We start from the raw sequence: 21,777 nt of genomic DNA, 5'->3' as shown, positions 1-21,777 counted from the left end.
CCGGCAGAGGGCAGGGAGGCTTGCGGGCCAGATCACAAGCATACGGTCCGGGCGCGTTCCCAGTCCGTTATGGATAGTTTGCGGGGATCGTATGTTCTCTCTTGATGGCGCATTTGCTCCGGTTGCGGATCTGTTCAACAGTGTGGTGTTCTTCTCCGTCCGGCTGGGAGAGGTGGATGTCCCGCTCGTCGTCCTGTGGCTTGGCGGGGGCTCAATTGCGCTCACGCTGGCTCTGCGCTTCCTGAATATCCGGGGCTTCCTCCATGCCTGGAGGATCCTCATCAAGGGCGCCCCGGTCGATCACAACACGAAAGGAGAGATTTCGCATTTCGAGGCCCTCTCCGCCGCGCTCTCTGGCACGATAGGCCTCGGCAATATTGCCAGCGTGCCCATCGCCATCGTGCTCGGCGGCCCCGGCGCCATCTTCTGGATGCTGCTCGCCGGCTTCTTCGCGATGTCCACCAAGTTTGCCGAGTGCACACTGGCCGTCAAATATCGCAAGGTCGGCGCCGATGGTCAGGTCTCCGGCGGGCCGATGTATTACATTGAAGAGGCGTTCTCCCGCCTGCGCCTTCCGGCGCTTGGCAAGGTGCTGGGTGTCCTCTTTGCGCTTATGGCGGTGGGGGCATCGGTCAGCATCTTCCAGATCAACCAGGCGTACGCCCAGTTTGAGCGGGTCACGGCCATTGAGGCGCCGCTTTTGTTCGGCATTGTCCTCTCCGTCCTCATTGCCATCATCGTGCTGGGCGGCATCAGGTCGATTGCGCGGGTCACGTCCCGGCTCGTTCCTGCCATGTGCGTGCTTTATCTCGGCACTGGCTTTTTCATTCTCGCGATCAATGCCGATCAGATCCCCGCAGTCTTCCGGCAGATTTTCGAAGGGGCCTTCGGGCTCGATGCGGCTGCGGGCGGCGCTGTCGGCGCCATGATCAATGGCCTGAAGCGGGCGACCTATTCCAGTGAGGCAGGCACAGGCTCCTCAGCCATCGCGCATTCGGCTGTGCGCACGAATAATCCGCTGACAGAAGGCTATGTCGCCCTGGTGGAGCCCTTCATCGATACGATCGTCGTCTGCCTCACCACGGGCCTCATCATCCTCGTCACGGGCACATGGCAGTCCGATGTGCCGATGGGCATCGGCATGACCTCGCTCGCCTTCGAGTCGGTCTTCCCGTGGTTCTCCTACATCCTCTGCGCCTCGGTCATCCTCTTCGCCTTCTCCACGGCGGTCAGCTGGGCCTATTACGGCTCCAAGGCGGTCGGCTTCCTCTCAGGGGGCAATGCGCGGGTGGATGTGGTCTACAAGCTCGCCCTCTGCGGCGTGCTCTCGCTGGGCGCCACGGTGCAGCTCACGCACATCGTGGACTTTATCGACGCCATGCTGTTCGGCATGGCCATTCCGAACCTCATCGCCGTTTTCATCCTGCTGCCGGAGCTGCGGCGCGATCTGGCGGCCTATGAAAAGACGATCGGCAAGTAACAGCCGCACATCGCGCCGCCGGATCGGGCCTGCGATGTCTTGCGGGCTCACCGCGCCGCATCTTCAGTTTTCGGGAAATCCTTGAACGTCTCAAGGAAAATGGTGCCCAGAAGAGGACTCGAACCTCCACGCCTTGCGGCACACGGACCTGAACCGTGCGCGTCTACCAATTCCGCCATCTGGGCACGGGGTAGGGAAGCGCGGATTTATAAGCCCCGGCCGCTCCCGTCAACCTCGATTTCAGGGCATTTTCCAGAATTACTGTGTGTAGGTCTGCCGCGGGCTTGGCGGCGTCATCAGCCGCGTCAGGTGCCGGCCTGCGCGCGCGCCATCAATAGGGCGCCGATCAGGCCGGCATCGGTCAGTTCTGCCCGGCGCAGATAGCCTGGCTGCGCCACGCGCGCCGCTGGGCCATAGCCGCCAAGGTGAGCCGTCATCTGTGTTTGAATGGCGGGGATAAGGTCGTTCCCGGCAATCACGCCGCCGCCCAGGATGATCGCCTGTGGCGCCCAGGCAAGCACGAGGGACGCGCAGAGCTGGCCCAGATAATCGGCGGCCAGGGCCTGCGTCTCCGGCGCGGTGTCCAACGCCCTGCCGCCAAGACGCGCCTGAAGCGCAGGGCCAGCCGTCAGCCCCTCCACGCAATTCTCATGAAAGCGGCAGCGGCTCTCGAACGCGTCGCCTGGCGCGCGCAGGATTGGCAGATGGCCCGCCTCCGGATGCAGCAATCCGCGCAGCGGCGCGCCATTGGCGATCAGCCCGGCGCCGATCCCTGTACCAACGGTAACATACGCAACTGAATGCAGCCCGCGCCCGGCGCCGCAGGCGTGTTCGGCCAGCGCGGCTGCGTTCACATCGGTGTCCATCGCTATTGGCGCGCCGAACTCTTTGTTGAGTGCGCCTGCCAGATCAAAATCGCTCCATCCGGGCTTTGGCGTCTGAAGAAAAACACCGAAGCTTTCAGATGCGGGGGCCACATCAATCGGTCCGAAGCTGGCGACGCCGATTCCCGTGATCGTCTTTCCGGGAGGCAGAGCGTCCACGATGCGTTGGCCCAGTGTTGTCAGCGTGCGCTCTGGCGTTTCAGTCGGAAAGCGAAACTCGGCGATCTGGTCGCCGGAAGTATCTGCGAGCTGGCAGATGACCTTCGTTCCGCCCAGTTCGATTGCTGCCAGCATCCCTTGCTCTCCTGCCTGTCTTGCATCTGCTTTACGCCGCTGGCGCGTGTCAACGCGTTCTCCGGTGTGTGTTTTCTTCGGTTTGCAAAAGAGTTTCATATATTTCTGTGATGGGCGTATCCGGATGAAATGAAGATAATGTTCGTTTACGGAGATATAAGTTGAGGGCGGATTTGGCGCGGGTTCACCCTCGTCCGAGGCGGGTGAGGCACTGGTCTGGTTTGACCGATTCTTGCGCTTTTACTGGGAAAACGTGCGTTTCCTGGCGGGGGCGGCATGTTTTGTATGCATCTTCTGATGGGGCGATGGGCTTGTCTTGGGCCGCCGCCGCGCGCCCGCTTTGCTTCGGCGGTAGATGAAAATGTGCTACAAAGGCCCGAAAAATGTGGGGTTTTGGCATCTGCGCAGACTGATTCTTTCGGAAACGACTGAATTTTCTGCATTGAATTAAGCCCAGTTAAGCGCCCCTTGCATAAAGAGCGAAGCGAAGATATGCGACGCCTTCTTCGACGAAACACTTTCAATACCTAGAACTGAAGCAGTCAAAACACCTTATTTCTGGCTGCTTTTCGAACCACAGGCTTACCAAGGACACTGTCATGGCCGTTAAATCGAAAACCGTAAAAAAGGCTCCGGTTGCTAAAGCACCGGCCGCCAAAGCTCCGGCTAAAAAAGCTCCCGTGAAAAAAGCACCGGTGAAAAAAGTTGCTGTCACCAAAGCGGCGACCACCAAAGCTGCTGCCCCGAAAGTTGCTGCTCCTAAGGCCGCACCGAAGGCCGCTGCAACGAAAGCTGCCGCTGCCAAGAAAGCTGTTCCGGACGTGCTGACCCTGAAGCATATCGCGGCTGAGATTTCCGAAGCTCACGAAATGCCGAAGAAGCAAGCTGAAGCTGTTGTCAGCGACTTCATCGACCGCATGGGCGGCCACCTGAAAAAAGGCAAGAAGCTGCGCATCTCCGGCCTCGGCATCCTGCAGGTCCGCGCGCGTCCGGCTCGCAAAGGCCGCAACCCGGCCACCGGCGAAACCATCAAGATCAAGGCTTCCAAGAAAGTTGCGTTCCGTCCGTCGAAAGACCTCAAGGACCGCGTTCTCTAAGCTTCTGGCAATCGCCTGAAGAAACGCCCGGCCGGGTTATCCTGGCCGGGCGTTTTTTTGTGTCCGTCATGTTGTTCGAACGGTCGGATATCTGAACGGAACTGAAGCGGCACGGCCCGGTGCACTGCGTCCTCCAATGGATACGCAAAGTGCACGGAAAGGACCGGAAATGCCTCAAAAGTACACGGTTTGATACTGAAAGGGCTCGGTTTGGCCTGCTCAGATCAGAGGCCAGCCGCTGTCGCAATCCAGTAGGTTGCCCCCGCCGCGATGTAGGCCAGCGTGAACAGGTAGACCACGATGAACGCCGTCCAGCGCCAGGAGTTCGTCTCCCGCCGTGCCACGGCAAGGCTCGCCATGCATTGCGGGGCAAACACATACCAGGCCAGGAATGCCAGGGCCGTCGGCAGCGACCAGGCCGAAGACAGCATCGCCGACAGTCCGGCTTCATCTTCGCCTTGCACCGCGTAGATCGTCCCCAGTGCGCTGACCGCCACTTCGCGGGCGGCGAGGCCCGGAACCAGCGAGATCGCCATCTCCAGGTTAAACCCGATGGGCCGCAGGATAGGCTCCAGCACAGAGCCGAGCATACCGGCAAAAGTCCCGCGGATACCGTTCGTCGAATCCGGATAGCTGACGAGGAACCACAGTACGACCGAGACCGTGAAGATCACCGTGCCGGCCCGCTTCAGGAACGCCCAGGCCTTCATGTAGAGGTTCGTCAGGAAGTCGCGCAGGTCAGGCAGCTTGTAGGTCGGCAATTCCATCAGCAACGGCTGCGGCGGGCCTTTGGTCACCGTGCGTTTCAGAACGAATGCCACCGTCACAGCGCTGAGCACGCCCGCCAGATAGAGGCAGAACATCACCACGCCCTGCAGGCCAAAAGGGCCGACATTCGTTGCGGGGATAAAGGCGCCGATAATCAACGTATATACGGGGATACGCGCTGAGCAGGTCATCAGCGGCGCAATCATGATCGTCGTCAGCCGGTCGCGCTCATTCTCGATCACGCGCGCGGCCATCATGCCGGGAATGGCGCAGGCAAAGCTGGACAGGAGCGGAATGAAGGCGCGGCCATTGAGGCCCACGCGCACCATCAGCGTATCCATCAGGAACGCCGCGCGTGCCATATAACCGGACGCTTCAAGCGCCAGGATGAACATGAAGAGGATCACGATCTGCGGCAGGAAAATCACGACACTTCCGACGCCTGCGATGATGCCCTCGGTGATCAGGCCGCGATACCAGGCGTCAGGCAGGGAGGCGCCGATCAGCTCGGAAAGCCAGGCAAAGCCCGCATCGATCATGTCCATCGGCCAGACGGCCCAGGTGAACACAGCCTGGAAAATCAGGAACAGGATGGCCGCCAGAATGAATGGCCCGGCTACAGGGTGCAGCACAATGGAATCCACCGCGCGGGTCACCCGGTTCATCACCGGTTCGGCGAGGATAGAGGCCGACGCAATCCGGCGGGCTTCCTTCTGGAAGTTCTTTGCCGAGAGCACTTCCATGTCGCCGGCAACGCGCGAAGTCCAACCCTCGGCGCCGAGCAGAGCATCCAGACGTTCGAGCAGGCCGGCGCGGCCCGCACTGCGGGTTGCCCGTGTTGTCACCACGGGGACACCAAGTTCGCTTTCGAGTTTGGCAACATCGATCTGCACGCCATCGCGCTCTGCCAGGTCGATCATGTTGAGCGCCACAATCATCGGGCGGCCCAGAGCGCGAAGTTGCAGGATGAACTGCAGCTGTGTACGGATGTCAGCTGCGTCGAGCAGCACAATCAGGCCGTCTGGCGCCTCTTCACCGCTCTTGCCAAGGATGGTGTCGATGGCGATGCGCTCGTCCAGTGAGTTGGCACGGAGGCCATACACCCCCGGCAGGTCCATCAGCTCGATCCTGTGACCGCCTGCCGTCGTGAACTGCCCAACCCGGCGTTCAACTGTCACGCCAGCATAGTTCGCCGTCTTCGCGCGGCCGCCTGTGAGGCCATTGAAGAGGGTGGACTTGCCGCTGTTAGGCGGCCCGATGAGGGCTAGTCTGGTATGATGTGTCACGCGATCTCAATCAGTACGGCGTTTGCCTCTTCAGACCGCAAAGCAAAGATCTTCCGGTTCAGGCGAATAGCCAGCGGCTGGCCGCCAAACGGCCCGCGTGTGATCAACTCGACAGAGTCGCCTTCGCAAAATCCGACTTCGCGCAGCTTCTCGTCAAATTCCCCTGCCTGCGGAGAAATGCCGATAATACGCCCGGTTTTGCCAATCTGGAGGTCGTTGAGGGTCATAGGAGGTAGCATTTGAAGCAATCTATACCCGTCATTGCAGCGAATGAGAAGCGATTGCAAATACATTCTGTGCGAGATTTGCTGCGCTCATTGTCTCAGGGGGGAGGCGCTGCAGCGCGCTACCGCCCTTAGGTTGTCGTGACTTTATGTCGGCGGGGAACGCAAGCGTGCGTACGGGGTGATCAAAGCGGCGGGCCGGTGAATTCTGCATCCACCCGGAAATTTACCCCGTCCCCAACGCCCATCTTGGTGCCTTCTGGCGGCAGGCCATAGACCATCCCGAAAGCAGAGCGGCTGAAGCTGCCTTCGGCTGCAAAGCCGGCGCGCGAGTTTGGGTCGAAGGGATCAAACCCGGCATATCCACCATTGAATGTCGCCGCGAAACTGATCGGCTGGACGGCGCCAAGGAAGGTCAGGTTGCCGGTCACCTGCGCAGTCGTCGAACTGGTTAGCGTTACTGCGCTGGATTCAAAAGTGATCTCGGAGAAGGCTTCGGCGTTCAGCCAGTTCGGGCCAAGCAGCTCGGCGAGAAAACCCTCCGGCGGGGTGGGGACGATAAGGGAGGTCGGATCGATGGTCGCGATAATGTGGGCCGTTTCAGGGGTTTCCGGATCGATCGTGAGCGTCGCATCAAACCGCGTGAACTGGCCAACATAGTGCGAGAAGCCGAGGTGATCGACCGAGAAGACGATGCTCGCGTGATGCTTGTCGAGCTTATAAGTTCCGGCCTTTGCGCCGTTGACGCTGGTAGGATCTGCCAGAATGGGTTCTGAAGAGGTTGAAACGGGCGCGGGGACAGGTTCGGGTGTTGGTTTTGACGCTGGCGCTGCAGCTGTTGCGCAGGCGGTCGCCAGAACTGCGATGCTGGCAGCGAGCGAACGGAAAGGGAAATTCATCGGCGTTTCCTCTGCGCTTATGTTTGGAACGTATCTGATGATCTTCCTACTATACGGGCGGCAACTTTGCAGGCCAGGAATTTCCCCGGCGGCACCGCTTGACGCGCATTCCGTAGCGACATCTCGTGCTGGAAAAACACCGGGAGGAAAACATGGCCGACGGAACACCCACCCCGTTTCCGGGGTTCAGGCGCGGGAACACTGACGATGAGATCGTCAATCCCGACCTCTATGCGAGCGAGGAAATCCAGGACATTTACACGCGCCTGCGGCAGGAAGATCCGCTGCACTGGACGCAGCCGGATGGGTTCCGGCCATTCTGGTCTGTCACCAAGCATGCTGACATTCTGGAGATTGAGCGGCAGAGCAGCATCTTCATCAACAGTGCCCGGACATATCTGAGCCCTGTTGCCGGCGAGGAATGGATCAAATCCATGACCGGCGACACACACCTGTTCCGGACACTCGTTGATCTTGATGATCCCGTTCACATGAAGTTGCGGGCCTTGACGCAAGGCTGGTTCATGCCACCGAACCTGAAGAAGCTTGAGGCGCGCATTGCGGGCCTCGCCAAGGAGCATGTCGACCATATGGCGAGCCTGGGCGGTGAGTGTGACTTCGTGAAGGAAGTGGCGCTTTGGTATCCGTTGCGCGTCATCATGGATATTCTGGGCGTTCCGAGGTCGGACGAACAATTCATGCTGAAGATGACACAGGAAATCTTTGGCCCTGGTGATCCCGACGTAGCCGATCAGAGCGCCAACAAATCTGACGAAGTCTCGATGACGAGCGATCAGGGTGTGGACCTGTTGCAGACGGCGCAGGAGCTGTTCCGCTATTTCGGCGCCATTACCGAGGATCGCCGGGCCAATCCGCGTGATGATGTTGCCTCTGTGATCGCCAATGGCCAGATCGACGGGCAGCCGATCGGCGACCGGGAAGCGATGAGCTATTACATCATCGTTGCCACTGCCGGGCATGACACGACGAGTTCGACTGCGTCGGGTGGATTGCTGGAGTTGATCCGCCGGCCGGACCAGATGGCGAAGCTCAAGAATGACATGTCTCTTCTGCCGAACGCGGTGGAGGAGATGATCCGCTGGATCACGCCTGTGAAGCATTTCATGCGCACGGCGACGCAGGACTATGACTTGCGCGGAAAGACCATCAAGGCGGGCGACGGGCTGGCGCTGTTCTACTGGTCCGGAAACCGCGATGAGGAGGTGTTCGATGCGCCCTTCGAATTCCGCGTGGACCGGGATGTGAAGAAACAGGTCGCCTTCGGGCATGGCGCGCATCTTTGCCTGGGCATGCACCTGGCCCGGATGGAGTTGCGGGCGTTGTTCCAGGAATTGCTGCCGCGGCTGGAGTCGATCGAGCTGGCGGGCGAGCCGAAAAACACGCGTGCGAATTTCGTCTCCGGTCTGAAGAGCCTGCCGATACGTTACACGCTGCGCTAGCGCCGCCATGCCTAGTGAAAGTCCCGGCTGGGGGGGATAACGCGGACATCGCGCGGATGGCCGCCGCTCTGGCGGCGTCCGGCGGGGCCCTTGCGCACCTGGACTGGCCGGGCAACTTCGTCCGGCTGGGCCAGAATGCCTTTAAGGGGATCACGCAGCACGTCCTCCGAGAGCAGGGCGAGATCGCCGGTGCAATCGATCAGCTGCTCTGCCACGATATGGGTGACCCCGTCCGCTGTCTGCACGCGGCCTTTCACATGGATCATCCGGGAGCGCATCACGACAGGCCGGAAGCGTTCCATGACGCGCGGCCAGACGACGAGATTGGCGATGCCGGTTTCATCTTCCAACGTTATGAACACAACGCCGCTGGCTGTGCCGGGGCGCTGGCGCACCAGCACCAGCCCGGACGTTTGTACCCGTTTCCCGTTTGATTGATGGGTCGCTTCGTGCGTGCTGAGGATGCCGCGGCGTGCATGGACGGGCCGCAGGAAGCGCATGGGGTGGTCTTTCAGGGAGAGGCGCGTGGTCTGGTAATCCTGGATCACATGCTCCGACGGCGGTATTTCGGGCAGGGGCACTTCGGCGTCCTGCCCTTGCTCGGCAAGGTCTGCGGCGGCAAAGAGGGGCAGGCTACGGCTGGGCGCTTCGCCGCGCACTTTCCAGAGCGCGTCCCGCCGCGAAAGGCCCAGGGAGCAGAAGGCATCGGCCGCTGCGAGATGTTCCAGAACGCTGCGCGGCAGGCCGGTTCGGCGCATCAGGCTGTCCGGCGTGTCATATCCGGGGCCGCGCATCTCCATCAGGCGCTCCATATCCTCCTTCGACAGGCCGCTGACCTGTCGGAAGCCAAGGCGCACGGCGAACGCGCCGTCGTGGCCCTCGACCGGTTCCAGCGTATTATCCCAGTCTGAATAGTTCACATCCACCGGGCGGGCTTCTGCGCCATGTTCCTGCGCGTCCCGCACGATCTGGGCGGGCGCATAAAATCCCATGGGCTGGGCATTGAGGAGCGCGGCGCAAAAAACCTCAGGATGGTGACACTTGAGCCAGGAGGAGACATAAACCAGAAGGGCAAAGGAGGCCGCATGGCTTTCCGGGAAGCCATATTCGCCAAAGCCCTTGATCTGTTCGAAACAGGACTGCGCGAACGCCGGGTCATAGCCGCGGGCGATCATGCGCCCGACCAGCATTTCTTCATACCGCCCGATCGTGCCGACATTCCGGAAGGTCGCCATGGCGCGGCGCAGGCCATTGGCTTCATCCGGCGTGAAGCGGGCCGCATCAATTGCGATCTGCATGGCCTGTTCCTGGAACAGGGGGACGCCTTCCGTCCGCTTAAGGATGGATTCCAGTTCGTCCGGCGGGCCGTGTTTCGGGGCAGGGCTGGGGAAGGTGACGGGTTCATCGCCCTTCCGCCGGCGCAGATAGGGGTGAACCATGTTCCCCTGAATGGGGCCGGGGCGCACGATCGCGACCTCGATGACTAGGTCGTAGAATTTGCGCGGCTTCAGACGCGGTAGCATCGCCATCTGCGCCCGGCTTTCCACCTGGAAGACGCCGATACTGTCGCCGGCGCAGAGCATGTCATAAGTGGCGGTGTCATCCGGCGGGATGCTGGCAAGATCGTGCTTTATCCCTTTGTGTTCCTCCAGCAGAGCAAACGCCTTGCGGATACAGGTCAGCATGCCCAGCGCCAGAACATCCACCTTCATGATGCCGAGCGCGTCGATATCGTCCTTGTCCCATTCGATGAATGTGCGCTTCTCCATCGCGGCGTTACCGATGGGGACGGTTTCGATCAGCGGCCCGCGCGTCAGTACGAAGCCGCCAACATGCTGTGAAAGGTGGCGCGGAAAACCCAGTAGCTGGCGGGCAAGCTGGATGGCGCGGCGGATCAGCGGGTTTGCCGGGTCAAGCCCTGCTTCCACGATGCGCTTGTCCGGCAGCTGGTCGCTCCAGCTGCCCCAGACGCCATTGGCTAGCGCGGCTGAAATATCCTCGCTCAGCCCCAGCGCCTTGCAGACCTCCCGGATGGCCGAGCGGGAGCGGTAGGAGATGACGGTCGCCGTGAGGGCGGCGCGCTGCCGGCCATATCGGTCGTATACATACTGGATTACTTCCTCGCGCCGCTCATGCTCGAAATCGACATCGATGTCCGGCGGCTCCTTCCGCTCCTTGGAGAGGAAGCGCGCAAAGAGCAGCTTTGTTATCGTCGGGTCCACGCTGGTAATGCCGAGGCAGTAACAGACAGCGGAGTTGGCAGCCGAGCCACGGCCCTGACAGAGGATCTTCTGCGCGCGTGCCCATTGCACGATGTCGTGAACAGTGAGGAAGTAAGGCGCGTAGGAAAGGTCGGCGATCATGTCGAGCTCCATGCGAAGCTGGGCGGTGACCTGTTGGGGAATGCCTTGCGGATAGCGCCAGTTGGCGCCGGCCCATGTCAGGCGTTCCAGATGTTCTTGCGGCGTGGAGCCGGGCGGGACGGGTTCGTCGGGATATTCGTAGGACAACTCGTCGAGGCTGAAGCGGCAGCGCTCTACAATGTCCAGTGTCCGCGCAATTGCCGGTTCGAAGCCTTTGAACAGCCGGGCTATCTCCGCGCCGCTCTTCAGGTGGCGTTCGGCATTGGCCTCCAGATGGAAGCCTGCGGTGTCGACCGTGCAGTGTTCGCGGATGCAGGTGAGCACGTCCTGCAGGGGGCGGCGCTCGGGCGTGTGGTAGAGCGCGTCTGTCGTTGCGATGATCGGGGCGCCGGCGAGGGCGCCGGTTTCCGCCAGCCGGGCGAGCCGTTCCCGGTTGCGGCCGCTGAAGGCAGGGCGCGCGGCAAGATAGGTGCGCCCTGGCGCAGCGCCGGCGATGCGGGCAAGCGTTTCGGGAAAGGCCAGCGAGGGGGCGTCCGGCGGCAGGACGATCAGGATCTGCCCGTCGCTTGCCGCCAGAATATCCTGCAGCGTGATCAGGCATTCGCCCTTGGCGGCCTCTTCCTTCATCTTGCCTTCCGAAAGCAGGCGGGAGAGGCGGCCATAGGCGGCGCGGTCCATCGGGTAGGCGATGATTTCCGGGCCATCTGAAGGCACAAGCCGCGCGCCGACGAGCAGCCTGAGGCCTGCTTCCTTTGCGGCAACATGGGCGCGAACAACCCCGGCAAGCGTGTTGCGGTCTGCAATACCAATGGCCTCAAGGCCGAGCTGGGCGGCGCGCAGCACCATTTCCTGCGCATGGCTGGCCCCGCGCAGGAAGGAGAAATTGCTGAGGGTGCAAAGCTCGGCATAGCGGGTCATGCAAAAATTCCCTGAACGAACCATTCGGGGGATTGCCCGCGCCCATCGCCATAAAGCCCTTCGCGGAAGACCCAGTAGCGGCGCCCGTCTGCATCTTCCACTCGGTAATAGTCCCGCGTGCGGGGCATCTTGCCGGTCTCGCCGGGGGCGGGGGGAAGGTAGGTCCACCATTCCGGCGCAATCCGCTCCGGCCCATCTGCGCGCACGACGCGGCGAACGATCCGCCGCCAGACAAAGCGCAATGGCGGGCCATCGGGTACCTCGGCAATGACTTCCACCCGCTCGGGCCGCGCAAAGCAGCGGACAGGGCGCAGCCCCCGCAATCCTGCAAGCGACGGCGTGCCTACAGGAAGCGTACCAGTGAACGGGGACGTTTCTTCCGAAACATCCACCGGATGATGAGCCGCCGGGGAAATAACGGTGACGCTGCCTTCGCCAAGCCGGGCGTTGATCCGGTCCGCCAGGGCGGCAAGGGCGATGTCATCTATCTCCGTATGCGAAAGGTCGCCCGAAAGCGGGTGGCTGCCGGTTTCCATTGGTCCGGTACGGGCGGCTTCCAGCAGCAGGAGGTCTATGCCGAAGCCGGGGTCTATCTGCTCTGTTTTCTCCCCGAAGAGGCGCAGGATGTGTTCGGGCGTGCGCACGGGCCGGGCCGCATTGACGCGAATGCGGCTCACCTCCCCATCCGCGCGGAAGGCAAACACGGTAAAGCTCTGCGCGCCGAGGCCCTGGGCCGCCAGCGTATGGCAGATTTTCTCCGCAAGCTGGGCGACACCGGCGGCAATTCCAGTCGCCTCTGTCAGCGGCTCCGGGCATGGCAGGCGCGCGACATAGTCCGGCGGCGTCCGGAAAGGCGCGAAAGGCTCTGCCCGCAGGCCAAGGGCCTGATCCAGCCGGAGGCAGAGGGCATCGGCCGTCTCGCGGGAATGAAAGCGGCGGGTGAGCGCTGTCCGGTCGATGCCGTAAAGCTGGCCTATCCGCGTCAGCCCGAAACGGCGCAGCAGGGTAAGTGCATCGGGGGAGAGACGCAGGGCATGCGTGGGCAGGTCCGCGAGGGCGTCCCGCTCCCCGCCAGGCGGAAGGATGGCGGGCGGCGCGTCTTCGCCGGCGGCATGGGCCAGGCCATAGGCCGCGCCGCGTGTTCCCGCGCAGGCCAGCCGGTGGCCGTAACCTGCTGCCTGCAGGCGGCGGGAAAGCTCCTGCGCCATGGCCGCTTCCCCGCCAAACAGATGCGCGCAGCCCGTGGTTTCTAGGATAAGGCCATCTTCCCCATCAATTGCGACGAGGGGAGAGAAGCGGACCATCCAGTCTGCCAGCGCCGTCAGGGCCTTTGCGTCGCTCGCCCGGTCGATCTCGGCGGCCATCAGGCCGGGCAGGGTGGCGCGGGCATCGGTAAAGCGCAGGCCGGGGTGTATCCCGGCATCCTGTGCAGGCTGGTTGGCGGCGGCGACGGTAAGTCCGTGGGCAGACTTCTCGTAAAGAACGAAGGGGCGCGGCTTAGCCGGTTTTGCCGAGCCTGATGGAAGACGGGATTGGCGCCTTGCGCGGCGCAGCCTGTCCAGCGGCCATTCCGGAAACCACACCGAGAGATAGCGTCTCATCATTCCATTCCAGATCAAAAACTTTCCCGGCGAGGGAAGGCGCAGCGCGGCACCTTTCCAGCTGAGCCTGCCAGCGGGGATGGCCCGGCGCGCCGGGGTCGTACCGGTTGGGAGCCGACGGGCGCGGGCGAATGCGCCAGCGGGTGGCCGCTGCGGTTGCGCCTTCGCGCGTCTGGGGCAGGAGCAGGGTGACCGGCACGCCATGGCGCTCGGAGGCGAGTGTCAGGCGCCGCGTGGCGGTAAAATCGGCTTGGTCGATTTCCGCGATCACATGGCTGACCGCGCCGGAGACGGCCGCCTCTTCGATTGCCCAGAGCGCATCGTTGAGGTGGCGGGCCACAAGGTTCAGCCGGCGGCTCTGCGGGCCTGTCATTTCGCGCAGGGCTGCCTCCGGGAGGTGGCCCATGTCCCGCGCTGTGCCGGTCTGGGAAATCCAGAGGATAACGCCTTTTTTTGAAGCCCTGGCGGCGGCCAGCAGGAAGCCGGTGGCCGCCGCCCGGTCGCCATAGGCCGCGTCGGCAATCTCGTGCACACCTCGCTGGCCCAATCCGAAGGGAAAGGCCGTCTCCTGCGCAGGCGGGGCGCTTAACGGGCCGATGAGCCCTTTGGATTTGAGCGTGGCGAGGTTCATTTGTTCTTATTTTGTTCTTTTGGGGCCAGAGTCAATACCGCAATCGTGAAGGGGGCGCTTCAGAGCTTGCCGTGACCCCCAGTGTATTTCCATCAGGAGGTCTGATACGGTGCTTTCATGGTTGGCCGCCGCTCAGGATATTCCGCCAGTCATGCGGACAGGGTTGCAGAGATCGTGGCATCACGCTCTGCCGCCGCCCGCTCGCCTGTGGCGGCGTCCTGGGTCCGCTCGTTTCACAAGTATGGCCTGGAGCCGGATGCGCCCGGCGGTATGGGGCGTCTGACCCAATCCGAGATCGATGAGCATTGCGATGCGATCGGGCGGATTTTCAATGTTTCGCAGACGACGATGGACCAGCTCCATGCCAGTCTCGGGCTGGCGGGATGCAGTGTCCTGCTGTGCGATGCGGCGGGCATCATCCTCGATCAGCGCTTTCGTGCGGGCGACCAAAAAGACTTCGAATCTGCCGGACTTGCGACAGGAGAGGACTGGTCTGAGAAAGGTCAGGGCACCAACGGAATTGGCACGGCAATCGCCGAAGGCAGACCTGTGCACATCCTGAAAGACCAGCATTACCGCACGCACAACACTTCCATGATCTGTCTGGGGGCTCCGATCTTCGGGGAGACCGGAAAGCTCGCGGCGGTGCTGGATGTGTCGTCCTGCCGGGGGGATCTGGATGCCGCCTTCGTGGCGCTGATTTCGCAGACGGTGGAGTCGGCGGCGGCGCGGATCGAGGCGGATCATTTCTGCCAGGCGTTCAGCCGGTCGCGCATTCTGCGCGGGGATGGCGACGGGCAGCAGGGGCCGGTGCTGCTGGCGGTGGATGGGGACGACCTTGTCATCGGGGCGACACGGGGCGCGCGGCTGCGCTACGGCCTTGATGATGAAACACTTTCGGCTCCGCGCCCGGCGATGGATATCCTCGGGGATCAGGAGCATCGCGGGATGGGGCTGGAGAGCGCGGAACGCCGGGAACTGCGCCGCGCGATGGCCCGTGCCAATGGCAATATGAGCGCTGCGGCGCGCCTTCTGGGCATCAGCCGGGCGACGCTTTACCGGCGTATGGAAAAGCTGGGCCTGCTCCCGGACAACTGAGTACTTTTGAGTACTTTTGGGTACGTTTGCGTACAAACCGGTACTTTCCCGTGCCGGACTGTCTCATTTTCGAGACAATCAGTGACATTTCGGGACTCTTCGGGTCATGACAGCGCCGCCGGGCGGACTGATCCTTCCTCCATGCTCTCGCACCCAGCGACGAGGGCCAGTCACCAAGTTGACATGTCACAAGCTAACGGAGGAACCCATGGCTGATACTCTTCACGCACCCGCCCAATTTGCGACCTCGCCTTTCAAGGCGCGTTACGACAATTTCATCAACGGCCGTTTCCTGCCGCCGGTGGGTGGACGGTATTTCCAGAACAGCTCTCCGGTCACCGGACAGGTGATCTGCGAAGTGGCCCGGTCCAATGCCGATGACATCAACATTGCGCTCGACGCCGCCCATGCTGCCAAGGAGCGCTGGGGCAAGACCTCGACCACCGAGCGCGCGCTGATCCTCAACCGGATCGCCGACAAGATGGAGGCAAATCTCGAACTCCTCGCGCTGTGCGAGACGTGGGATAACGGCAAACCTATCCGCGAAACGATGGCGGCAGACCTGCCGCTGGCCGTCGACCATTTCCGCTACTTCGCCGGGTGCATCCGCGCGCAGGAAGGCGGCATCTCCGAAATCGACCATGACACCGTGGCTTACCATTTCCACGAGCCGCTGGGCGTTGTCGGTCAGATCATTCCCTGGAACTTCCCCCTGCTTATGGCGGTATGGAAGCTCGCGCCGGCGCTGGCGGCGGGCAACTGTGTCGTGCTGAAGCCGGCCGAGCAAACGCCGGCCTCGATCATGGTGCTTGCTGAGCTCATCGCGGATCTCCTCCCACCCGGTGTGCTCAACATCGTGAACGGCTTCGGCCTGGAGGCGGGCAAGCCGCTCGCCTCCAGCAACCGCATCGCCAAGATCGCCTTCACCGGCGAGACGACCACGGGCCGCCTGATTATGCAGTATGCGTCCGAAAACCTCATTCCGGTGACGCTGGAGCTGGGCGGGAAGTCTCCCAACATCTTCTTTGCCGATGTGATGCGGGAAGATGACGACTATCTGGACAAGGCGCTGGAAGGCTTCACGATGTTTGCCCTCAATCAGGGCGAAGTGTGCACCTGCCCGTCGCGCGCGCTGATCCATGAGTCGATCTATGACCGCTTCATGGAGCGCGCCCTGAAACGCGTCGCCGCCATCAAGCAGGGCGATCCGCGCAATCCGGAAACGATGATCGGCGCGCAGGCCAGCTCGGAGCAGAAAGAGAAGATCCTCTCCTATTTCGACATCGGCCGTCAGGAAGGCGCAGAAGTGCTGATCGGCGGCAAGGCGGCAGACCTCGGCGGCGACCTCAAGGATGGATATTATGTTCAGCCTACGGTTCTCAAGGGGCACAACCGGATGCGCGTGTTCCAGGAGGAAATCTTCGGGCCGGTCGTTTCGGTGACGACCTTCAAGACCGATGAGGAAGCCCTCGCCATCGCCAACGACACGCTTTACGGCCTCGGCGCCGGCGTGTGGAGCCGCGAAGCCAATACCTGCTACCGCTTTGGCCGGGGCATCCAGGCTGGCCGCGTGTGGACGAACTGCTACCATGCCTATCCGGCACATGCCGCCTTCGGCGGGTACAAACAATCCGGCATCGGACGGGAAAACCATTCCAAGATGCTCGACCACTACCAGCAGACCAAGAACATGCTGGTCAGCTACTCGCCGAAGAAGCTCGGCTTCTTCTGATCTCCCCTGGCGAGGCAGCAGGCCGGACTGGTTCCCCTCCAGTCCGGCCAATGTCGGAAGGAGACCTTTATGACACCGAACAAGCCTGCGCGCGTGAGCGCAACGCCCGGCGCGCTGGAGCTGCTCGCGGAGATTGTGGGCGACCACGGGCCGGTGCTGTTTCATCAGTCTGGTGGGTGCTGCGATGGCTCATCCCCGATGTGTTACCCCGTGGGCGACTTCAAGGTTGGCGAGGGAGATGTGAAGCTCGGAGAGATCGGCGGGATGCCGGTTTATATCTCCGGCAGCCAGTTTGAACTGTGGAAGCATACGCAGCTCATAATTGACGTGGTGCCCGGCCGGGGCGGCATGTTCTCGCTGGATAACGGGCGGGAGCGACGTTTCCTGACACGCTCGCGCGTGTTTACGCAGGAGGAACAAGCGGCGCTGGACGCCGCCTGAGGTGGACTTGCTCGCTTTTCAATTCCTGCCTTTGACAGCCATGGGGGAAGCGCCCCATCTTCCTGACCATTCAAAATGGCCATCCGGGGAGGGCTCTCATGACTGTCGAACTACTCGCTGCACTTGTCGTTATCGCTTTGGGAATTGTGCAGGTTGTCCTGCAGGCGGGGGAGTTCCGCCGCGTGCATGGCGTGCCTTATGCCAACACCGCGCAGGACGCGCCGTCTGCGCAGGCAGACTCCGTGCTGCTGGGCCGGCTGACACGCGCGCTGCGCAACCTGCATGAAACGCTGCCCTTCTTCCTGGGCGTCGTGATCATCCTTGCGCTGATGGATCACAGCACGACCGTGACGCGAATTTCGGCGCTGGTGTTTGCCTCAGCTCGTATCATTTACCTGCCGCTCTATGCGATGGGCGTGCCTTACCTGCGCGGCCTTGTGTGGACGTTCTCGTTTGCGGCGCTGGTTGCGCTGGTTATCTCGGCGCTGGGCGCCGCCGATTGGGGCGGACTGCTCGCGTCGATCTGATCCTTTGGCTGAAGCAAGCGATCTGATGAAACCAGATCGTTTGCTTCAGGCTTTTTGATGTGCCGCAAACTCTTCCGCTCAACCAGTTCCCGCTGGAGCGGGATTTGCGCTAGGCGGAGACTACCAGCTTGCTCAGCTGATCGCGCAGGTCGCGCTTGATGAACTTGCCGCTGGCATTGCGCGGCAGGGCATCTTCCAGGAACCAGACGTAACGGGGCACCTTGTGCTTTGCCATGATGGCAGTGCAATGCGCGCGCAGGGCGTCTGCATCGAGTTGTTCACCGGGCTTCAGCACCACGGCCACGCCAACTTCCTCGCCAAGGCGGGCATCGGGCACGCCGAACACGCAGCATTCGGCAACCGCGTTGTGGCGATAGATGGCCGATTCAACCTCGGCGCAGTAAACATTCTCACCGCCGCGCAGGACCATGTCCTTCTTGCGGTCGACGATGAAGATGAAGCCGTCCTGATCGATGCGGGCGACATCGCCCGTATGCAGCCAGCCATCCGTGATGGAGTCGGCAGTTGCGTCCGGGCGGTTGATATAACCCTTGATGACGGAAGAACCGCGCACCCACAGCTCGCCCACTTCGCCGGGGGCGACGGTATTGCCGTTATCGTCCACACATTTGGCTTCAAAGCTCGGCATGGCTGGGCCGGCACTGTCGGGCTTGTCGACGAAGAAGTCGCCAGAAACCGAAGTGATGATCCCGCAGGTTTCGGTCATGCCGTAGCCCGTCGATGGGCGTGCGGTGGAGATCTGCTTCTCGATCTTCAGGACGAGGTCTGGCGGTACCTGTGCGCCGCCGCCAGCGAGCGAAAGGAGGCTGGACGTGTCGGTCTTCTCGAAGTCTGGATGGTTGATGAGTTCGCGGGCCATGACGGGCACGCCGCTCATGCTGGTGACGCGCTCGGCCTCGATGATGCGCAGGGCTTCGCCCGGTTCCCAGCGATACATCAGTGCGATCTTGCCGCCGGCAGCGGTCGTGGCGTAGGCGCCGCAATTGTTGGCCGTGACGTGAAAGAGTGGTGTGGTGATCAGCGTGACCGGGACCGGTGGCACGGCGGGCGGCGCAACGCCCGTGGCGCGCTCGACCGCGAGGGCGGAAGAGGCACCCGCGAACATCATGTTCATCAGGTTTGATACGCAGCCGCGATGGGTGAGCTGGGCGCCTTTCGGGAAGCCGGTGGTGCCCGAAGTGTAGAAGATGCAGGCGTCAGAATCGGGGTCGACAGTGACAGCCGGGAGATCGCCGCCGAAGGAGGCAACCTCAGACCAGGGGGTGATGCCGGCGGGCGCATCGGGAATGCGGATGCCGACGACCTGCATGCCTTTCACCATATCCGGACGCTCCTGCACGCGGGCGAGACGTTCGGCGTCGAGGAACACGATCTTGGGGGCGGAATCGGAGAGGCCGTAAGCCATCTCTTCGGTTGTCCACCAGGCATTCAGGCCGACCACTGTAATGCCCGCCGAGAGGCAGGCCCAGTAGATCAGCATCCATTCAGGATAGTTGCGCATGGCGATGGCAACGCGGTCGCCCGGCTGGACGCCCTGGGCGAAGAGCCAGTTGACCGTGGAGTTCGTGATGGCGTGGGCCTCAGCATAGGTGAGGCGTTCGCTTTCATAAACGAGGTAGGGACGTTCGGCGAACTGCAGCGTGGAGAGCCAGATTTCGCGCACGCTGGGGGGCGCGTTCTTGTAGATGCGGATCTTGTTGCCCAGCACGTCTGCCTCGACAATCTCGAAGGCGCCGCCGGGGCCGGTCAGTTCATCGCGCGCCTTCAGAAGTTCGGCGTAATGCATGGCGTCTCCCAATCCCTTTTCTGACATTTTTTGGTTGTGCAACTCGATCATACACACTCCCGCCCTGGAAGGAATATTGACGCGACGGGAGCCCCTGTAACGACGGGGCTTCCCCGGCGTGCGGGCTGGACGGCGGGCGGGGCGGGCGATTGGATCACCGCACAGATGAACCGCGCAGCAGGAGGAAACGGACAATGGCGAAGGACTACCAGAATTTGGTGCTGGAGCAGGACGGGGCCGTGCTGCGCATCACCATGAACCGACCGGACGCGCTCAACGCGCTGAACACGCAGATGGTGCGCGAGCTGCGCGAAGTGTTCCAGGATCTCTATTACGACCGGTCTGTGCGGGTGGTGATCCTGCAAGGCGCGGGGCGGGCGTTCTGCGCGGGGCTGGACCTCAAGGAGTCGGCCGGGCGGCAGGAGGGTGGCAAGCGCCGCACGCCGGAGCAGGGCCTGGACGGGCAACGGGCGATTGCGGAGATCTATGTGGCCATGCGGCGTTGCCCGCAGCCGATCATATCGGTTGTGCAGGGCTCTGCGGCTGGCGGCGGGTTTGCGCTGGCGCTGGCCTCCGACATCCGGATACTGAGTGAAGACGCGCGGATGAATGCCGCCTTCATCCGCATCGGCCTGTCGGCCTGCGACATGGGTGTGTCGTATTTTCTGCCACGCATGATCGGCATGTCGCTGGCGAGCGAATACATGCTGACCGGGCGGTTTATCAGCGCGGAACGGGCGATGCAGATCGGGCTGGCCAATCGCGTCGTGCCGCATACGGAGCTGCGCAAGGAGGCAGACGATTTCGCCGAGGACATGCTGCACGCCACGCCGCTGGGCCTGCGCCTGACGAAAGACGGGCTGAACCAGGCGGTGGACGCTGGCGGGCTGGAGGCGGCGATGGCGATTGAGGATCGCAACCAGATCCTCACCTCGACCGATCCGAATTTCGCCGAAGGGATCGCTGCGTTCTTCGAGAAGCGGAAGCCCAATTATTCCTAGGGCGCCTGTCTCTGCGGCATGGGTTGACCTGCCGCGGGGGCCGCCCTGATTGTCGCGCAAATCATAAAAACGGGAGAAGGTGTGGGCAGATCGATTGCCGCCACCTGTCAGAAACTGGAGGCCCTTCGTGAACCTGGATTTCTCGGACGAGCAGAAGCAATTGCGCGAGCAGGTGCGCCGCTTCCTGAGCGAGAACTGCACATCGGAAACTGTCCGCACCATCCTTGAGGGGCCGGAAAGCTATGACCGCAAGCTCTATCAGGGCCTGGCGGAGCTGGGCGTTCTGGGCGCGGCGATCCCGGAAGAATATGGCGGGGTTGGCCTTGGCCATCTGGAGCTGTGCGTGGTGGCTGAAGAGCTGGGCCGCGTGCTGGCGCCTGTGCCGGTGTCTTCCTCGATCTATCTGGTGGCGGAGTTCCTGCTGCTGGCGGGCAGCGAGGCGCAGAAGCAGGCCTGGCTGCCCAAGCTGGCAGCGGCTGAAGCTGTCGGCGCGTTCGCCTTCGCCGAAGGGCAGGGCCGCGTAACGCCGGCAAAGATCAAGGCAAGCGTGAGCGGCGGCAAGCTGAGCGGTGTGAAGTCTCCGGTGGCCGATGGCGATGTGGCTGATGTGGCGGTTGTTGCCGCGAAGAACGAGAAGGGGCAGGTGTCGCTCTATCTCGTGGACCTGAGCGGCAAGGGCGTTTCACGCACCACGCTGGACACTCTGGACCCGACGCGCGGACAGGCGGCGCTGACCTTCGATGGCGCGGCGGCCGAACTGCTGGGCGGGGAAGGCGATGGCTGGAACATTGCCAGCCAGGTGATGGACCGGGCGGCCGTGCTGATGGCGTTCGAGCAGGTGGGCGGGGCTGACCGCGCGCTGGAAATCGCCCGCGACTACGCGCTGGAGCGGATGGCCTTCGGGCGCCCGATCGGCTCGTTCCAGGGGATCAAGCACATGCTGGCGGATATGTATGTCTCCGCCACGCTGGCGCGGTCGAACTGCTATTACGGCGCCTGGGCGCTGAATTCCGGCGCGGCTGAATTCCCGGTGGCGGCTGCAACGGCGCGCGTGTCGGCGACGACGGCGTTCCAGCACTGCGCCAAGAACAACATTCAGGTGCATGGCGGCATGGGCTTCACCTGGGCCTTTGACTGTCACCTTTATTACCGCCGGTCGAACGCGCTGGCGCTCGCCCTGGGGTCACTGTCGACCTGGGAGAGCCTGCTGATCGAACGGATGAGCGCAGGCAACGCAGAGACGGCCGCGTAAGGGAGGAATGAAAG

17 protein-coding genes and 1 tRNA gene are annotated in these 21,777 nt (G+C 62.5%); 9 read left to right on the top strand and 9 right to left on the bottom strand.

The window, feature by feature from the left end; translation table 11 throughout:
* The first annotated feature begins 91 nt into the window (after positions 1-91).
* Positions 92-1,480 carry an alanine/glycine:cation symporter family protein gene (locus K1X12_RS14485; protein WP_220988271.1) on the top strand — a complete coding sequence of 463 codons (1,389 nt, stop codon included), beginning with the start codon at positions 92-94 and terminating at the stop codon, positions 1,478-1,480.
* A gap of 100 nt (positions 1,481-1,580) precedes the next feature.
* On the opposite strand, the gene K1X12_RS14480 is transcribed toward K1X12_RS14485, so the two are convergent.
* Positions 1,581-1,665, bottom strand: a tRNA-Leu gene (locus K1X12_RS14480).
* A gap of 120 nt (positions 1,666-1,785) precedes the next feature.
* Positions 1,786-2,658, bottom strand: coding sequence for an ROK family protein (locus K1X12_RS14475; protein WP_220988270.1), 873 nt, complete (start codon positions 2,656-2,658; stop codon positions 1,786-1,788).
* A gap of 680 nt (positions 2,659-3,338) precedes the next feature.
* On the opposite strand from K1X12_RS14475, the gene K1X12_RS16970 reads away from it, so the two are divergent.
* The gene (locus K1X12_RS16970) at positions 3,339-3,755 is read left to right on the top strand and encodes an HU family DNA-binding protein (protein ID WP_369426131.1); all 417 of its coding nucleotides are present in this window, start codon (positions 3,339-3,341) and stop codon (positions 3,753-3,755) included.
* Positions 3,756-3,979: 224 nt separating this feature from the next.
* Here K1X12_RS16970 and feoB read toward each other — a convergent pair whose 3' ends face one another.
* The 3 genes from feoB to K1X12_RS14455 all read right to left on the bottom strand — a co-directional run bounded on the left by feoB (position 3,980) and on the right by K1X12_RS14455 (position 6,932).
* Complete coding sequence (feoB, locus tag K1X12_RS14465; protein ID WP_220988269.1) at positions 3,980-5,809, bottom strand: ferrous iron transporter B; 1,830 nt, start codon at positions 5,807-5,809, stop codon at positions 3,980-3,982.
* Complete coding sequence (locus K1X12_RS14460; protein WP_220988268.1) at positions 5,806-6,036, bottom strand: FeoA family protein; 231 nt, start codon at positions 6,034-6,036, stop codon at positions 5,806-5,808. Before K1X12_RS14460 ends, feoB begins: the two co-directional genes overlap by 4 nt.
* Before the next feature lie 182 nt (positions 6,037-6,218).
* On the bottom strand, positions 6,219-6,932 hold the full coding sequence (locus K1X12_RS14455; protein ID WP_220988267.1) for a YceI family protein: 714 nt from the start codon (positions 6,930-6,932) through the stop codon (positions 6,219-6,221).
* 152 nt (positions 6,933-7,084) lie between these two features.
* On the opposite strand from K1X12_RS14455, the gene K1X12_RS14450 reads away from it, so the two are divergent.
* Positions 7,085-8,392 carry a cytochrome P450 gene (locus K1X12_RS14450; protein ID WP_220988266.1) on the top strand — a complete coding sequence of 436 codons (1,308 nt, stop codon included), beginning with the start codon at positions 7,085-7,087 and terminating at the stop codon, positions 8,390-8,392.
* Positions 8,393-8,403: 11 nt separating this feature from the next.
* Here the strand turns inward: K1X12_RS14450 and K1X12_RS14445 are convergent, their stop codons facing one another.
* From K1X12_RS14445 to K1X12_RS14435, 3 genes are read right to left on the bottom strand one after another with little or no spacing between them, the layout of a single operon-like run.
* On the bottom strand, positions 8,404-11,673 hold the full coding sequence (locus K1X12_RS14445) for an error-prone DNA polymerase (protein ID WP_220988265.1): 3,270 nt from the start codon (positions 11,671-11,673) through the stop codon (positions 8,404-8,406).
* Positions 11,670-13,274: a Y-family DNA polymerase gene (locus tag K1X12_RS14440; RefSeq protein WP_225907990.1), complete on the bottom strand. Its 1,605-nt coding sequence runs from the start codon at positions 13,272-13,274 to the stop codon at positions 11,670-11,672. The genes K1X12_RS14445 and K1X12_RS14440 overlap by 4 nt, the downstream gene beginning before the upstream one ends.
* Positions 13,171-13,905, bottom strand: a complete 735-nt coding sequence (locus tag K1X12_RS14435; protein ID WP_220988264.1) for an ImuA family protein — start codon at positions 13,903-13,905, stop codon at positions 13,171-13,173. The genes K1X12_RS14440 and K1X12_RS14435 overlap by 104 nt, the downstream gene beginning before the upstream one ends.
* Before the next feature lie 174 nt (positions 13,906-14,079).
* On the opposite strand from K1X12_RS14435, the gene K1X12_RS14430 reads away from it, so the two are divergent.
* From K1X12_RS14430 to K1X12_RS14415, 4 genes are all read left to right on the top strand, one after another.
* Positions 14,080-15,003, top strand: a complete 924-nt coding sequence (locus K1X12_RS14430; protein ID WP_220988263.1) for a GAF domain-containing protein — start codon at positions 14,080-14,082, stop codon at positions 15,001-15,003.
* 208 nt (positions 15,004-15,211) lie between these two features.
* Positions 15,212-16,735 carry an aldehyde dehydrogenase gene (adh, locus tag K1X12_RS14425; protein WP_220988262.1) on the top strand — a complete coding sequence of 508 codons (1,524 nt, stop codon included), beginning with the start codon at positions 15,212-15,214 and terminating at the stop codon, positions 16,733-16,735.
* 69 nt (positions 16,736-16,804) lie between these two features.
* Positions 16,805-17,176 (top strand): DUF779 domain-containing protein, encoded by a 372-nt coding sequence (locus K1X12_RS14420; RefSeq protein ID WP_220988261.1) that lies wholly within the window; start codon positions 16,805-16,807, stop codon positions 17,174-17,176.
* Positions 17,177-17,274: 98 nt separating this feature from the next.
* Positions 17,275-17,703 (top strand): MAPEG family protein, encoded by a 429-nt coding sequence (locus tag K1X12_RS14415; protein ID WP_220988260.1) that lies wholly within the window; start codon positions 17,275-17,277, stop codon positions 17,701-17,703.
* A gap of 109 nt (positions 17,704-17,812) precedes the next feature.
* On the opposite strand, the gene K1X12_RS14410 is transcribed toward K1X12_RS14415, so the two are convergent.
* Positions 17,813-19,510, bottom strand: coding sequence for a class I adenylate-forming enzyme family protein (locus tag K1X12_RS14410; RefSeq protein WP_220988259.1), 1,698 nt, complete (start codon positions 19,508-19,510; stop codon positions 17,813-17,815).
* Between the two features lie 194 nt (positions 19,511-19,704).
* Between K1X12_RS14410 and K1X12_RS14405 the strand changes: the two genes are divergently transcribed.
* Both K1X12_RS14405 and K1X12_RS14400 read left to right on the top strand, forming a co-directional pair.
* The gene (locus K1X12_RS14405; RefSeq protein WP_220988258.1) at positions 19,705-20,511 is read left to right on the top strand and encodes an enoyl-CoA hydratase/isomerase family protein; all 807 of its coding nucleotides are present in this window, start codon (positions 19,705-19,707) and stop codon (positions 20,509-20,511) included.
* 127 nt (positions 20,512-20,638) lie between these two features.
* Positions 20,639-21,763, top strand: coding sequence for an acyl-CoA dehydrogenase family protein (locus K1X12_RS14400; protein ID WP_220988257.1), 1,125 nt, complete (start codon positions 20,639-20,641; stop codon positions 21,761-21,763).
* The last annotated feature ends 14 nt before the right edge of the window (positions 21,764-21,777 follow it).

Origin of the sequence: Hyphomonas sediminis (genome assembly GCF_019679475.1) — a bacterium.
Taxonomy (GTDB): domain Bacteria; phylum Pseudomonadota; class Alphaproteobacteria; order Caulobacterales; family Hyphomonadaceae; genus Hyphomonas; species Hyphomonas sediminis.
This window is presented reverse-complemented; position numbering and strand designations above follow the sequence as displayed.